Genomic DNA, 14,111 nt, shown 5'->3' on the forward strand with positions numbered 1-14,111 from the left:
TCTCGCAGGTGGTGAGAGAGGGATGGCCGGTTTGGAGCAGCACATGCGAGAGGGTTGGTGGCCTACTCCGGTGCCGCCAGTCCCAGCCATTGGAACCAGCCGCGGTGGAGCACCAGCCATGCCATGAGGCCGTATCCGGCCTGGCCGGGGGTGCCGGCGTTCGCAGCCAGGTCCTGACGCCACTGTTCGTGGTTGAGCAGCGGGGAGAAAGTGTCCACGTAGAGGTGCTTGCGCCGGGTGGTGACGTCGGCGAATGCGGTGTTCAGTTCGGCGAGGCGGCGGTTCTGTTCGGGGTCCAGGGTGGGCGGCGGACCCACGACGAACACCTCTATGCGGTTCTGCGAGGCGGTGTCGAGGATGTTGGCCAGGTTCAGGCGGCTCCGGGCGGTGGACAGGCCGAACTCGATGTCCCGTCCGGAGAGGCCGATCACCAGGCGGTTTTCGTGGTCCTGGCCGAACCGCCGCCCTGCTTCCTCCAGCCAGCGCGCGGCCAGGCCTTCGGTGCCCTCTTGCGGACAGGGGAGGGCATAACTTTCCATGGCCATGCCGTCCTGCGGAGTGCGGGCCAGTACACGGCCCAGCCAGCCGAGCGCCCTGGGATCGCCCAGCCCGGCCAGCAATTCGTCTCCTACAGCTGCGAGTCGCAGCTTCCTGTCTTCCACAAGTCCCTCTTTACGTCCGTGCCGGGTGAATCCACCCGGCGTGGCTATGGTTTATCCCATTAAACAGAACTGCCCGGCCGGAGTCTGGTTTTTCGACGTCCGGCCGGGCAGCCACCGTGGCTACTTCCGCGCAAATGCCTGCTTGAGGAGGGAATCCTGCTCGGCTGCGTGGCGCTTCATGGATCCCGCAGCAGTGGAGGCCGATGCAGGACGCGACACGAGCCGGACCTGGCGGTCGAGCGCGCCCGGCAGGTGCAGGCCCATGAACGGCCAGGGTCCCTGGTTGGCGGGCTCGTCCTGCGCCCAGATGACCTCGGCGTTCGGGTACTTGGCCAGTTCAGCTGCGATTTCCGCCTGCGGCAGCGGGTACAGCTGCTCCACGCGGACAATCGCCGTGGTCTTGTCGTCGGTCTTCTGCCGGGTGGACAAAAGATCGTAGTACAGACGGCCGGAGACCAGCAGAACGCGTTCGACGGCGTTGGCAGCCAACTGCTCATGGTCACCGATCACGGGGCGGAAGGCACCGGTCGTGAAGTCCTCGACGGACGAAGCGGCAGCCTTGAGGCGCAGCAGCTGCTTGGGCGTGAACACGATCAACGGCTTGCGCGGCCGGCTGTACGCCTGGCGGCGCAGCAGGTGGAAGTGCGATGCCGCCGTGGTCGGGTTGGCCACAATCATGTTTTCCTCGGCACACATCAGCAGGAACCGTTCGATGCGGGCGGAGGAGTGGTCCGGTCCCTGGCCTTCGTAGCCGTGCGGCAGCATCAGCACCAGGGATGAACGCTGGCCCCACTTCTGTTCGGCCGAGGAGATGAACTCATCAATGATGGTCTGGGCGCCGTTGACGAAGTCACCGAACTGCGCCTCCCACAGGACCAGCGCGTCCGGCCGCTCCACGGAGTAGCCGTATTCGAAGCCCATTGCGGCGTATTCGGACAGCAGGGAGTCGTAGATCCACAGCTTGGCCTGGTTGTCGGAGAGGTGGCCCAGGGGCAGCCACTCGTTGCCGTTGGCGCGGTCGTGGAACACGGCGTGCCGCTGGACGAAGGTGCCGCGGCGGGAGTCCTGGCCGGCGAGCCGGACCGGCACGCCCTCCATGATGAGCGAGCCGAAGGCCGCAATCTCGCCGAAGCCCCAGTCGATGCCGCCTTCGCGTGACATCTGTTCGCGCTTTTCGAGGAGCTGCTTGAGCTTGCCGTGGACCGTGAAGTCCTCGGGGATCTCGATGTGGGCGTGGCCGATCCGTGCCAGCGTCTCCGGGGAGATGGCGGTGGAGACCGGGGCGTTGGTGCCGGAGTCGGACTGCTGGGCGATGGGTCGCTCCAGGTCCGAGACGGCAGCGGAGTCCGCGGTGATGATCGGAATCGGGGAGGTCTGGGCAGCGTGCGTCTCGGCGAAGACCCGCTCCAGGCGTTCCTGGTAGTCCCGCAGCAGCTGCTCGGCTTCTTCCTCGGTGATGTCGCCGCGGCCGATGAGTGCCTCGGTGTACAGCTTGCGGACGGAGCGCTTGGCTTCGATCAGGTTGTACATCATGGGCTGGGTCATCGAGGGATCGTCACCCTCGTTGTGGCCACGGCGGCGGTAGCACACCATGTCGATCACAACGTCCTTGTGGAAGCGCTGGCGGAACTCGTAGGCGAGCTGCGCGATGCGCACCACTGCCTCGGGGTCGTCGCCGTTCACGTGGAATACCGGCGCCTGGATCATCTTGGCGACATCGGTGGAGTACGTGGAGGAGCGCGACGACGACGGTGCCGTGGTGAAACCCACCTGGTTGTTGACCACCACGTGGATGGTGCCGCCCGTGCGGTAGCCACGGAGCTGGGAGAGATTCAGCGTCTCGGCAACCACACCCTGGCCGGCGAACGCGGCGTCGCCGTGGACCATGATGGGCAGGACCGGGAAGGCCTCACCCTGGTCCAGGCGGTCCTGCTTCGCCCGGACAATGCCTTCGAGCACAGAGTCCACTGCCTCGAGGTGGGACGGGTTGGCGGCCAGGTAGACCTTGGTCTCGTTGCCGTTTTCCGAGGTGAACGTGCCTTCGGTGCCGAGGTGGTATTTGACGTCGCCGGAGCCCTGCACGGAGCGGGGATCCTGGGTGCCTTCGAATTCGCGGAAGACCTGGGCGTAGGTCTTGCCGGCGATGTTGGTGAGGACGTTCAGGCGGCCGCGGTGGGCCATGCCGATCGCGACCTCGTCCAGGCCGTCGTCGGCGGCGTCGGAAATGATGGCGTCCAGCAGCGGAATCAGGGATTCGCCACCCTCAAGCGAGAAGCGCTTCTGGCCGACGAACTTGGTCTGCAGGAAGGTCTCGAATGCTTCGGCCGCGTTCAGCCTGGAGACGATGCGCAGCTGTTCTTCGCGGCTGGGCTTCGAGTACGGGTGCTCCAGCTGGTCCTGGAACCACTTGCGTTCCTCCGGCTCCTGGATGTGCATGTACTCGATGCCCGTGGTGCGGCAATAGGCGTCACGGAGCACGCCCAGGATGTCGCGGAACTTGAGCATGGGTGCACCGCCGAAACCGCCGGTGGGCCACTCGCGGTCCAGGTCCCACAGCGTCAGGCCGTAGGTGAGGACGTCGAGGTCAGGGTGCTTGCGCTGGACATACTCCAGGGGATCGGTGTCCGCCATCAGGTGGCCGCGCACTCGGTAGGAGTGGATCAGCTGCTGGATCCGGGCGACCTTGTTGATCTCGTCAGCAGGGTCGACCTGCAGGTCGGGGCTCCAGCGGACCGGCTCGTACGGAATGCGCAGGGACTCGAAGATTTCGTCGTAGAAGTTCTGCGAGCCGAGCAGCAGCTGGTGGACGAGCTTGAGGAACTCGCCGCTGCCTGCACCCTGGATGACGCGGTGGTCGTAGGTGGAGGTCAGCGTGAGGACCTTGCTGATGGCGTTGTGCGCAATGATTTTCTCGCTGGCGCCCTGGAACTCGGCCGGGTAGTCCAATGCGCCGACGCCGATGATGGCGGCCTGGCCCTTGGACAGGCGGGGCACGGAGTGGACAGTGCCGATTCCGCCGGGGTTGGTAAGGGAAACCGTGGTGCCCTGGTGGTCGTCAGCAGTCAGCTTGCCGGCGCGGGCGCGCTTGATGAGGTCTTCATACGTGTGCCAGAACTCGGAGAAATTGAGGGTCTCCGCCTTCTTGATGTTGGGAACCATCAGCAGGCGTGTTCCGTCAGGCTTGGGCATGTCGATGGCAATGCCGAAGTTCACGTGGGCGGGCTGGACGGCGACCGGCTTGCCATCAATCTCGTCGTAGTAGACGTTCATTGATGGGAACTGGGAAAGGGCCCGGATGACGGCGTAGCCGATCAGGTGGGTGAAGGAAACCTTGCCGCCACGGGCGCGGGCCAGATTGGAGTTGATGACCACGCGGTTGTCGATCAGCAGCTTGGCCGGAATCGCCCGGACGCTGGTGGCGGTGGGGACCTCAAGGCTGGTGACCATGTTGGTGGCGATGGCCTTGGCCGGGCCGCGAAGGATGGAAACGACGTCCTCTTCAGGGGCAGTGGGTGCCTTGACGTTCTTGGGCAGCTGCGCGGGGATCGGCGGCGTGCCGGTGCCTGCCTCGGTTTTCTTCCCGCCGTCGCGGGCTACCGTTGCCGGGGCCTTCTTTACCGGTGCCGGGGCGGCCGGAGCGGGCTGGGCAGCGGCGCGGGCCGGTGCTGCGGGCTGCGCGGGAGCGGGTGCCGCAGCGGGAGGTGCCGGAGGCACGGCAGGCATCTCACGGGTGGCGGGGTTGGCTACGGCAGTTGCCGTGCTCCCGTTGGAGGACGATCCGCTGCCTGAGTCGAAGGATTCGAACAGGGGCCACCATTTGGCATCCACGGTGTTCTTGTCCTTTTGATACTGCTCGTACAGTTCATCGACGAGCCACTCGTTTCCGCCAAATTCCTCGGGTAGACGGTGGCTAGGCTGCTCTGGCACTTGAAATACGCCTCTTCCATGAGTTTGATTTCTCTCTGGTCGCCAAGGTGCCGCAGCACAACATTCGAACCAGTCTCTGCGTCCTCTGAACCCAGACCTTTGCCAGTCTAATGAGCATCGTGTGTTAACTGCCAATAAGGGTGACCCAAATCATGGAATGACGCGAAGATGCCCATTTATGGCGTTCAGACAGTGGGCCGGGCAGCTCCGTTGAGGCGTTTCCAGGGGCGCCGACGGACCAGTCCGCTCCTGTAGACTGGCATCCTTATGGACAGTAAATCTAGGTGCCGGCCTGGGGGCTGTCAGCGGAGCTTATCCAGCAGCGCCGCCCAGTCCACCCGCAGAGCCGGCAAACCCCGTTCACGCGCCCATCACTCTTCCTCGGTTCATGCCGGCAGAGCCTCTGTTGAAACAGCCTCGGCCCCGGCGGACCATCCTCCGCCTGGCATCCTTCCCGGCACTCCAGCCATTTTGGCGGGATGCTGAATGGAGTGGTTGCTCCTCGCGGCAGGCTTCCTGCTGATCGCCGGCACCGGTTTTTTTGTCGCCGTCGAATTTTCCCTTATTGCCCTTGACCAAGCCACTGTCCAGCGTGCCATCGATAACGGTGACGCCGGAGCTGTGCCGCTGCTCAAGTGCCTGAAATCCCTCTCAACCCAGCTGTCCAGCTGCCAGCTCGGCATCACCCTCACAACGTTGCTGACCGGTTACGTGATGGAACCGTCCGTGGGCCGTCTCCTCGAGGGCCCGCTGGCCGCCGTCGGTATCCCCGAAGTGGCTGCGGCCTCCATTTCCCTCGTCATCGCCATGGCGCTGGCCACGCTGCTGTCCATGCTGCTCGGCGAACTGGTGCCCAAAAACATGGCCATCGCACTGTCTTTCCAGGTGGGTAAAGCGCTGGCGCGGCCGCAGCTGGTATTTACCGCCATCTTCAAGCCCGCCATCGTGGTGCTCAATGGCTTCTCCAATAAGGTACTGAACGTCTTTGGCCTTGAAGCCAAGGAAGAGATTTCCGGTGCCCGGACGCCCGCCGAACTTGCCTCCCTGGTGCGGCGCTCCGCCGCCATGGGAACGCTCGACGCCGGCACGGCCAACTTCGTTGCGCGGACCCTGAACTTCTCGGCACGAACGGCCGCCGATGTCATGACGCCCCGGATCCGGGTCGAAACGATCGACGCGGACCAGCCCGTCTCGGAGATCCTGGACGCCGCGCGCCGCACCGGGTACTCCCGATTCCCCGTGATCGGGGAGTCGTCCGACGACATCAAAGGCCTGGTCCACGTCAAAAAAGCCGTCGCGGTGCCGTGGGACCGCCGGGCCAACCTGGAAGCCGGCGCCATCATGACCGACGTCCTGCGTGTGCCGGAGACCATCCACCTTGATGCCCTCCTCGCCGAGTTGCGGGAGGGAAACCTCCAGCTCGCCGTCGTCCTCGACGAATACGGCGGAACGGCGGGAATCGCCACCCTTGAGGACCTCGTGGAGGAAATCGTGGGTGAAGTCGCAGACGAACACGACAAGGTCCGCCCGGGCCTGCTCCAGAGCGCATCCGGCGACTGGTATTTTCCGGGTCTCCTCCGTCCGGACGAGCTTTCCGAACAGATCCCGGGACTCACCGTTCCGGACGAATCCGCTTATGAAACGGTTGGCGGGTACGTCATGAGCGAGCTGGGCCGTATTGCCGTGGTGGGGGACACCGTCTCTGTTGTCGGGGGCCGCCTGAGCGTGACAAGAATGGACGGCCGAAGGATCGACAGAATCTGCTTCCATCCGGTCACGCCCGAACCTGAGTCCGCTCCCGATGACAGGAGCGCACGATGAGTGACTGGGCCGGAATTCTCTGGCTGATCGTCCTCCTGCTGGGTAACGCTTTTTTTGTCGGCGCCGAGTTTGCGGTGATGTCCGCGAGGCGCAGCCAGATTGAACCCCTTGCCGACGCCGGTTCCAAACGGGCGCAGACCACCCTGCGGGCCATGGAGAACGTCTCGCTGATGCTGGCCTGCGCGCAGCTGGGAATCACCGTGTGTTCGCTGCTGATCCTGCAGGTCGCCGAGCCCGCCATCCACCATCTGATGGCTGCCCCGCTGGAAGCCGTGGGGCTCCCGGTGGAGGTTGCCGACGTCGCGGCGTTCGCCATCGCCCTGATGGTGGTGACCTTCCTGCATGTGACCTTCGGGGAGATGGTGCCGAAAAACATCTCGGTATCCGTTGCTGACAAGGCTGCCCTGCTCCTCGCGCCGCCCCTGATGTTCGTTGCCCGGCTGGTCAAGCCCGTCATCGTCGCGCTGAACTGGTCCGCCAACCACATCCTCAAGCTGCTGCGGATTGAACCCAAGGACGAAGTGAATTCATCGTTCACGCTCGAAGAGGTCCAGTCGATCGTGCAGGAGTCCACCCGGCACGGTCTGGTGGATGATGACCAGGGCCTCATCACCGGCGCGCTGGAGTTCTCCGAGTACACGGCCTCAAACATCATGGTGCCGCTGGATAAGCTGGTGATGCTGAAAGCGGCCACCACCCCGGTGGAATTCGAGAAAGCCGTCAGCAGGACGGGGTTCTCCCGGTTCCCCATGCTCGACGATGACGGCATTATCGCGGGCTACCTGCACGTGAAGGATGTGCTGTCGATCCCTGACTCGGACTACCAGCACCCCATCGCGGAAAGCCGGATCCGGTCCCTGGCCAACCTCGCCCTGGACGACGAAGTAGAGACAGCAATGTCCGTCATGCAGCGCACTGGCTCGCACCTGGCCCGCGTGATCGGCGCTGACGGCCAGACGCACGGGGTGCTGTTCCTTGAGGATGTGATCGAGCAGCTTGTGGGCGAGATCCGGGATGCCACCCAGGCGACCGGAATCAGGAGGCTCGGGCAGCCGAATGGGGATTAGGACGGTGCCCTGAGGATCCGCCGTCTTTTCTAAATAGGAATCATTCCCATTTAGGGATAGACTTCGGAAAGCAGAAAAGTCCGCTCCTGTACCGATTTGAGGTTTCCGTGCACCCCGCCGCCATCCGAACGTCCCTCGCAGCCCTTGCGGGCTTGAGCCTTCTCCTGACGGCCTGCAGCCCCGGCAGCGGGTCTGCGCCACCCTCGGGTTCGGGGACCCCGTCCGGTGCGGTGGACGTTGTGGCATCCACTAACGTCTATGCGGACATCGTCAGGCAGGTCGGAGGGGACAAGGTCAACGTCTCCTCCATCATCAACCAGGCAAGCCAGGATCCGCACTCCTACGAGGCAAACGCGCAGGACCGGCTCTTGGTCTCCAAAGCCGACCTGGTGATCGAGAACGGCGGCGGATATGACGACTTCCTGCACAAACTGGCCGATGACAGCAACATTCCACACAGCAAGATCGTGACAGCCGTGGAAGTATCAGGCCTGGCGCCCGAGGAAACCGGTACCGGGTCGCCGTCCGCCGTCGAAACAGGGGCTCCCGCAGAAACCGATGAAGGGCATGGGCATGACCACGGCGGGTTCAACGAACACGTCTGGTACAGCGTAGACGCCATGGGCAGGCTGGCTGATTCGGTGGCTGCCAAACTGGGTGAACTGGAACCCGCGTCAGCCGCCGAATTTACGGCCAATGCTGCCACCTTCAAGAACGGTGTGGGCGGACTGGCCGGCAAGCTTGCGGCGCTGAAGGCCAGCGGTGCGGGTGCGCCCGTTGCCGTGACCGAACCTGTACCGATGTACATGCTTGAAGCGGCGGGCCTGGAGAACAGGACCCCTTCGGACTACACAGCCGCCATTGAAGAAGGCTCCGATGTACCGCCCGCTGTCCTGAAGGCCGCCACGGACCTGGCAGGATCCAAGGAACTCAGGTTCCTGGCCTACAACTCCCAGACAGAGGGGCCTCAGACTGAAGCACTGAAGAAGGCTGCCGAATCGGCCGGTGTTCCCGTCATAGACTTCAGCGAAACCCTTCCGGAGGGCAAGACGTACCTGGAGTGGATGACGGACAATGTTCAGAACGTCAGCAAAGTTTTGGAGAAAAATAGTTGAAACCGGTGGTGAGCCTCCGCGGGGCGTCCCTGCAGTTCGGCAAACGGACGCTCTGGGAGGATCTCGACCTCGATATTAACCCCGGCGAGTTCTTCGCGGTCCTTGGTCCCAACGGCAGTGGAAAGACCAGCTTCCTGAAGGTCCTTCTCGGACTGCAGGACCTGCAGTCCGGCCACGCAACACTGGGGGACCGCCCCGTGGAGCGTGGGAGCAACCTGATTGGCTACATCCCCCAGCAGAAATCCTTTGCCCCGGATACCCCCATGCGCGCCAGGGACCTGGTGGGCCTCGGCGTCGACGGCCACCGCTGGGGGCTGCGCCTGGGCATGTCCCGGGCAAACCGCAGAATTGACGAGCTCCTGGAACTCGTGGGAGCCGGCGACTACGCCAAGGTTCCGGTGGGGCTGCTGTCCGGCGGTGAGCAGCAGCGGCTCCGGGTTGCGCAGGCCCTGGCCACCGACCCCAAAGTCCTCCTGTGTGACGAACCCCTGTTGTCCTTGGACCTTCATCACCAGCAGGCCGTCAGCGCCCTCATTAACAAGCAGTGCCACGAACAGAACAGCGCGGTGGTGTTTGTCACCCACGAGATCAATCCCATCATCGACTATGTTGACCGGGTGCTCTATTTGGCCGGCGGACGCTTCAGGGTGGGGACCCCGCAAGAGGTGATGACCACCGAGGTTCTCTCGGATTTGTATGGATCCCACGTTGAAGTCATCCACGCCAACGGGCGCATCGTTGTCGTCGGCCTCCCGGACGCAACCACGCACCACCACGACGTTGTCCCCGTAACAGCCGGCGAGGTGGCCTGATGGACGCGGACAGCATCATCGGAGCGATCTTCAGCTTCGAGAATTACGGGGAACTGCTGGTACTTGTTCAGAACTCCATCTGGGCCGGGGCGGTGCTGGGCCTCCTGGGCGGGCTGGTGGGCACCTTCGTGATGAAACGGGACCTGGCGTTCGCCGTTCATGGCATTTCCGAACTGTCTTTCGCCGGGGCGGCTTTTGCGCTGCTGATCGGTGCGGACATCGTGTTCGGGTCGCTGATCGGATCAGTGGCTGCGGCGCTGCTCCTGGGCCTGATGGGGGTCAGGGCCCGGGACAAGAACTCCATCATCGGCGTCATCATGCCGTTCGGGCTGGGCCTGGGCATCCTGTTCCTGTCGCTCTATCAGGGGCGGGCCGCGAACAAGTTCGGCCTCCTTACGGGTCAGATCGTCTCCGTCGACACCGTCCAGCTCCAGGTACTTGCCGGCGCTGCCGTGGCCGTGATCGCCGCACTGGTCATCATCTGGCGCCCGTTGAACTTTGCCAGCGTTGATCCGGAACTGGCCGAAGCGCGGGGTGTGCCGGTCCGGACCCTCGCCTTGATCTTCATGGTGCTGCTGGGGGTGAGTGTGGCGCTGTCCATCCAGGTGGTGGGTGCGCTGTTGGTGCTCGCGCTGCTGATCACTCCGGCGGCCGCCGCGCTGCGCGTGACGTCCTCTCCCGTGGCGCTCGTGGTGCTCAGTGTGGTTTTTGCCGTCACCGCAACCGTTGGCGGAATTCTGCTGGCTTTGGGCGGACGCATTCCGATCAGTCCGTACGTCACCACGCTGTCATTCCTTATATACGTCGTGTGCCGCGTCATCGGGACATTCCGGGCCCGGAAGGGCATCAACGGACGCATTGTTCACGCCCACTGACAATGGCGGGAGTAGGACCCCAGGGTACTTTCCTAGAGCTTTCCGGCGGCCCTGAGCGCCGTGCAGTCAGGGCACAGCCCGAAGATCTCCACAGTGTGGGCCACCTCGGTGTAGCCGTGCTCCTGGGCTATGCGGGCAGCCCAGGTTTCCACAGCAGGGGCCTCGACTTCCACGGCCTTCCCGCAGTTGCGGCACAGGAGGTGGTGGTGGTGGCCGGTCACTGCGCACCGCCGGTACACGGCTTCGCCCTCTCCGTTGCGCAACACATCAACGAGGCCGTCCTCCGCGAGGGACTGGAGGATCCGGTAGGCGGTGGCCAATGACACCGAGACACCCTGGTTCTGCAGGATGCGGTACAGCTCCTGCGTGCTGACGAAATCGTCCAGTTCGTCCAGGGCGGCGCTGACGGCAAGGCGCTGCTTGGTGACGCGCTGTTCCTTGCCCGGTCCGGGGACCGCTCCGGCGCCCGGAGCGCTGCCGGAAAGGGTTCCGGAAGGCCGGCCTGCAGGGCTGCCGGCGGATGCAGCGTTCGACGGCGACGTGTCTGCTTTGGTGCCGGACGGCATGGAGGTACTCGCTTCCCTGAGGGACGGTGGCAATCATCAAGATTACCAGCCGGGGCTGCCCGGCCGGTTTTCCTTGGACAGTCCCGGGGCCGGAACCTAGGCTGGCGCTATGAAGCTGACAAAATACACCCACTCCTGTGTCCGGCTCGAAAAGGACAACCGCGTGATGGTGCTGGATCCGGGGACCTTTTCCGAGACAAAGGAAGCGCTGGACGGCGCGCACGCCATCCTGGTGACGCACGAACACGGCGATCACGTGGATGTGCCCGCTGTGGTCAACGCCCTCCGCGGCTCGGAGGACCTGGCAGTGTTCGCTCCGGCGGGAGTGGCCGGGCACCTGCGGGAGGAGGCGCCGCAGCAGGCCGCGCGGATCAACACGGTTGAACCGGGATCCACTTTTGAAGCAGCCGGATTCAACGTCCGCAGCTTCGGCGGCCAGCACGCGCTCATCCATCCTCATGTCCCCATTGTGGCCAACATCGGCTACCTGGTGGACGAAAACGTCTACCATCCCGGGGATTCCTTCATTGTCCCGGACGGCCTCAGCGTCGAAACCCTCCTGGTGCCACTGCACGCCCCCTGGAGCAAGGTCAGTGAGGTGGTGGATTTCGTGATTTCCGTCCGGGCCCCCCGCGCGTTCCAGATCCATGACGGCCTGCTGAACGAGATGGGTGTCAAAATTGCGGAGTCGCATGTGGCCCGCCTGGGACGCAAATACGGCACTGAGTACACCCATCTTGCGGCCGGCGAATCGGTGGAAGTCTAGAACTGCCTAAGGAGAACGATGGGTCCGCTGATCGATGTACCTGCCCTGAATGCCCGCCTTGCGGCCGGCCAGCACACTGTTCTGCTGGATGTCCGATGGGTGCTGGGCGATCCCAATGGCCGGGAGCAGTATCTTGACGGGCACCTCCCCGGGGCGGTGTTCGTGGACCTTGCCACCGAACTTGCGGCACCGGCCGACCCGTCCCGGGGCAGACACCCGCTGCCTTCCGCCGCCGATTTCCAGGAAACTGCCAGACGCTGGGGAATCAGCAACGGCGACACAGTGGTGGCCTACGACAACAACGGGAACATGGCGGCCGCCCGCCTCTGGTGGATGCTCCGCAACGCCGGTTTCCGGGAGGCATACCTGCTCGACGGCGGCCTGGCCGCCTGGCGGGCCGCCGGACTGCAGGAGGACACCGGCCCGGTGGAGGCCGCCGTCGGCAACGTTTCTTTTGAGGTTCCATTCGACGGCGGCGGCCGGATGCCACCCATCGACGCGGCAGCAGCAGCAGGCTGGCCGGCGTCCGGCATCCTTCTGGACGCCCGGGCAGGCGAAAGGTACCGGGGCGAGTTCGAACCGATTGATCCGCGGGCCGGCCATATTCCGGGAGCCCTGAGCGCACCGACTACGGAGAATGTGGACGGGGACGGACGGTTCCTCCCGCCGGATTTGCTGCAAAGCCGGTTCGAGAGCTTGGGAATCAGTCATGATGTTCCGGTTGCCGTGTATTGCGGCTCAGGAGTGACGGCCGCCCATGAGGTCGCGGCGCTGGAAATCGCTGGGTTCCGGGCTGCCCTGTATCCGGGGTCCTTCTCGGAATGGTCCAACAATCCTGAGCTACCTGTGGCGGCGGGTGGAGGGCCGATTGGCGATGCCGCGGCCCGCGGGGGTAGCGTCGCACTATGACTCCAGGACGACCGGTACCGCCGCCCCTTGCCCGCCCCGTTTTGCCCGCCGGCAGTTCAGCGACCGATGATGGCACAGGCGTTCTGGCCGCTGCCTATGGGGCCGTTTCCAGTGTGAGCGGCCTCGTGCCGCTGACCCTGGCACGGCGGGCCCCCAAGGAGGACGACGTCGAGATCGCCATTGAATTCTGCGGCCTGTGCCACTCGGATGTGCACGCAACCCGCGGCGAATGGGGCACCCAGAACTATCCGCTGGTGCCTGGGCACGAAATTGTGGGGACCGTCAGCCGTGTCGGATCGGCTGTGGACGACTTCGCACCGGGCGACCGCGTGGGCGTGGGCTGCATGGTGGATTCCTGCCGGGAATGCGAGAGCTGCCTGGACGGTCTGGAACAGTACTGTGAAATCGGCATTACAGGGACCTACGGGGCCAAGGACCCCCGCAACGGCGACGCCATCACCCAGGGCGGATATTCATCCTCCGTGGTGGTCGATCGCCGCTATGTGCTCCGCGTGCCCGCAAATCTTGATCCGGCCGCCGTCGCCCCCTTGCTCTGCGCCGGCATCACCACCTTCTCCCCGCTCCGGCACTTCGATGTGGAGGAAGGCGACGTGGTGGGTGTGGTGGGGCTGGGCGGCCTCGGCCACATGGCCGTCAAGCTCGCCAAGGCCATGGGTGTGCACGTGGTGGTCTTCACCACGTCCGAGGCCAAGGTGCCCGCCGCACTGGAACTTGGCGCCGACGAAGTGATCCTGTCCCGGGACGCGGATGCCATGGCCGCCGCGAACCGCAGCATCGACCTCATCATCGATACCGTGGCCGCCCCGCACGATCTGAACCCCCTCTTCCGGACCCTCCGCGTGGACGGTGCACTGTTCCAGCTGGGACTCCCGTCCGAGGCCATGCCGCCGGTGGACCCCAGGGCCCTGATCCGGCGGCGGATCGCCTACGCCGGTTCGCTGATCGGCGGAATCGCCGAGACGCAGGAAATGCTCGACTTCTGTGCAGAACATGGTGTGGTTGCCGACATTGAACTGGTGCGGCCAGACCAGCTGAACGACGCCTACGACCGGATGGTGGCCGGCGACGTCAAATACCGTTTTGTGCTGGACACCAGCACGCTGCAGGCCCCGGCCAAGGAGGCAAACGCATGAGTACCCTGTTCACCAAGATCATCAACGGCGAGATTCCCGGGCGGTTCGTCTGGCGTGAGCCTGACGTGGCGGCCTTCCTGACAACCGGCCCGCTGGCCCATGGACACACCCTGGTGGTGCCCACCGAGGAGGTTGACCGCTGGACCGATGCTTCCCCGGAAACGCTGGCAAAGATCATGGAGGTGGCACGCCGGATCGGTGCCGTCCAGCTGGACGTCTTCCCGGCCGAGCGGGCAGGACTGATTGTGGCCGGCTACGAAATCAACCACCTGCATGTCCACGTGTGGCCGTCCAGGAGCATGGCTGACTTCAACTTCGCCTCAGCGGACCAGAACCCCGACCCCGCCGTGCTGGATGCCAATGCGGAAAAGCTCCGCGAGGGGCTGAAGGCCGCCGGCTACGGGGAATTTGTGCCCGAAAGCTGAACCCGGCATCTC

12 protein-coding genes are annotated in these 14,111 nt (G+C 64.5%); 9 read left to right on the forward strand and 3 right to left on the reverse strand.

All coding sequences use genetic code 11. The features are described 5' to 3' along the window. Nucleotides 1-62 precede the first annotated feature (62 nt). On the reverse strand, nucleotides 63-662 hold the full coding sequence (locus tag ACS5PJ_RS20065; protein WP_439436623.1) for a GDSL-type esterase/lipase family protein: 600 nt from the start codon (nucleotides 660-662) through the stop codon (nucleotides 63-65). 120 nt (nucleotides 663-782) lie between these two features. After that, nucleotides 783-4,589: a multifunctional oxoglutarate decarboxylase/oxoglutarate dehydrogenase thiamine pyrophosphate-binding subunit/dihydrolipoyllysine-residue succinyltransferase subunit gene (locus tag ACS5PJ_RS20070; protein ID WP_439436624.1), complete on the reverse strand. Its 3,807-nt coding sequence runs from the start codon at nucleotides 4,587-4,589 to the stop codon at nucleotides 783-785. 486 nt (nucleotides 4,590-5,075) lie between these two features. Between ACS5PJ_RS20070 and ACS5PJ_RS20075 the strand changes: the two genes are divergently transcribed. The 5 genes from ACS5PJ_RS20075 (at nucleotide 5,076) to ACS5PJ_RS20095 (ending at nucleotide 10,279) form a co-directional block, all read left to right on the forward strand. After that, the gene (locus ACS5PJ_RS20075) at nucleotides 5,076-6,410 is read left to right on the forward strand and encodes a hemolysin family protein (protein ID WP_439436625.1); all 1,335 of its coding nucleotides are present in this window, start codon (nucleotides 5,076-5,078) and stop codon (nucleotides 6,408-6,410) included. Next, nucleotides 6,407-7,477, forward strand: a complete 1,071-nt coding sequence (locus ACS5PJ_RS20080; protein WP_439436626.1) for a hemolysin family protein — start codon at nucleotides 6,407-6,409, stop codon at nucleotides 7,475-7,477. Before ACS5PJ_RS20075 ends, ACS5PJ_RS20080 begins: the two co-directional genes overlap by 4 nt. A 107-nt stretch (nucleotides 7,478-7,584) precedes the next feature. Next, complete coding sequence (locus ACS5PJ_RS20085) at nucleotides 7,585-8,592, forward strand: metal ABC transporter solute-binding protein, Zn/Mn family (protein ID WP_439436627.1); 1,008 nt, start codon at nucleotides 7,585-7,587, stop codon at nucleotides 8,590-8,592. Next, nucleotides 8,589-9,404: a metal ABC transporter ATP-binding protein gene (locus tag ACS5PJ_RS20090; RefSeq protein ID WP_439436628.1), complete on the forward strand. Its 816-nt coding sequence runs from the start codon at nucleotides 8,589-8,591 to the stop codon at nucleotides 9,402-9,404. The genes ACS5PJ_RS20085 and ACS5PJ_RS20090 overlap by 4 nt, the downstream gene beginning before the upstream one ends. Then, nucleotides 9,404-10,279: a metal ABC transporter permease gene (locus ACS5PJ_RS20095; RefSeq protein ID WP_439436629.1), complete on the forward strand. Its 876-nt coding sequence runs from the start codon at nucleotides 9,404-9,406 to the stop codon at nucleotides 10,277-10,279. The genes ACS5PJ_RS20090 and ACS5PJ_RS20095 overlap by 1 nt, the downstream gene beginning before the upstream one ends. 32 nt (nucleotides 10,280-10,311) lie before the next feature. On the opposite strand, the gene ACS5PJ_RS20100 is transcribed toward ACS5PJ_RS20095, so the two are convergent. Continuing rightward, nucleotides 10,312-10,845, reverse strand: a complete 534-nt coding sequence (locus tag ACS5PJ_RS20100; RefSeq protein ID WP_439436652.1) for a Fur family transcriptional regulator — start codon at nucleotides 10,843-10,845, stop codon at nucleotides 10,312-10,314. 109 nt (nucleotides 10,846-10,954) lie between these two features. Between ACS5PJ_RS20100 and ACS5PJ_RS20105 the strand changes: the two genes are divergently transcribed. From ACS5PJ_RS20105 to ACS5PJ_RS20120, 4 genes are read left to right on the forward strand one after another with little or no spacing between them, the layout of a single operon-like run. After that, entirely contained in the window at nucleotides 10,955-11,611 is a 657-nt protein-coding gene (locus ACS5PJ_RS20105; protein WP_439436630.1) for an MBL fold metallo-hydrolase, read from the forward strand. 18 nt (nucleotides 11,612-11,629) lie between these two features. Next, the gene (locus tag ACS5PJ_RS20110; protein ID WP_439436631.1) at nucleotides 11,630-12,520 is read left to right on the forward strand and encodes a sulfurtransferase; all 891 of its coding nucleotides are present in this window, start codon (nucleotides 11,630-11,632) and stop codon (nucleotides 12,518-12,520) included. Then, a complete protein-coding gene (locus ACS5PJ_RS20115) occupies nucleotides 12,517-13,674 on the forward strand; it encodes an NAD(P)-dependent alcohol dehydrogenase (protein WP_439436632.1) in 1,158 nt (385 codons plus the stop codon). Before ACS5PJ_RS20110 ends, ACS5PJ_RS20115 begins: the two co-directional genes overlap by 4 nt. Then, entirely contained in the window at nucleotides 13,671-14,099 is a 429-nt protein-coding gene (locus ACS5PJ_RS20120) for an HIT family protein (protein WP_439436633.1), read from the forward strand. The genes ACS5PJ_RS20115 and ACS5PJ_RS20120 overlap by 4 nt, the downstream gene beginning before the upstream one ends. Nucleotides 14,100-14,111: the final 12 nt, after the last annotated feature.

The organism is Pseudarthrobacter cremeus (assembly GCF_051857465.1).
GTDB lineage: Bacteria > Actinomycetota > Actinomycetes > Actinomycetales > Micrococcaceae > Arthrobacter.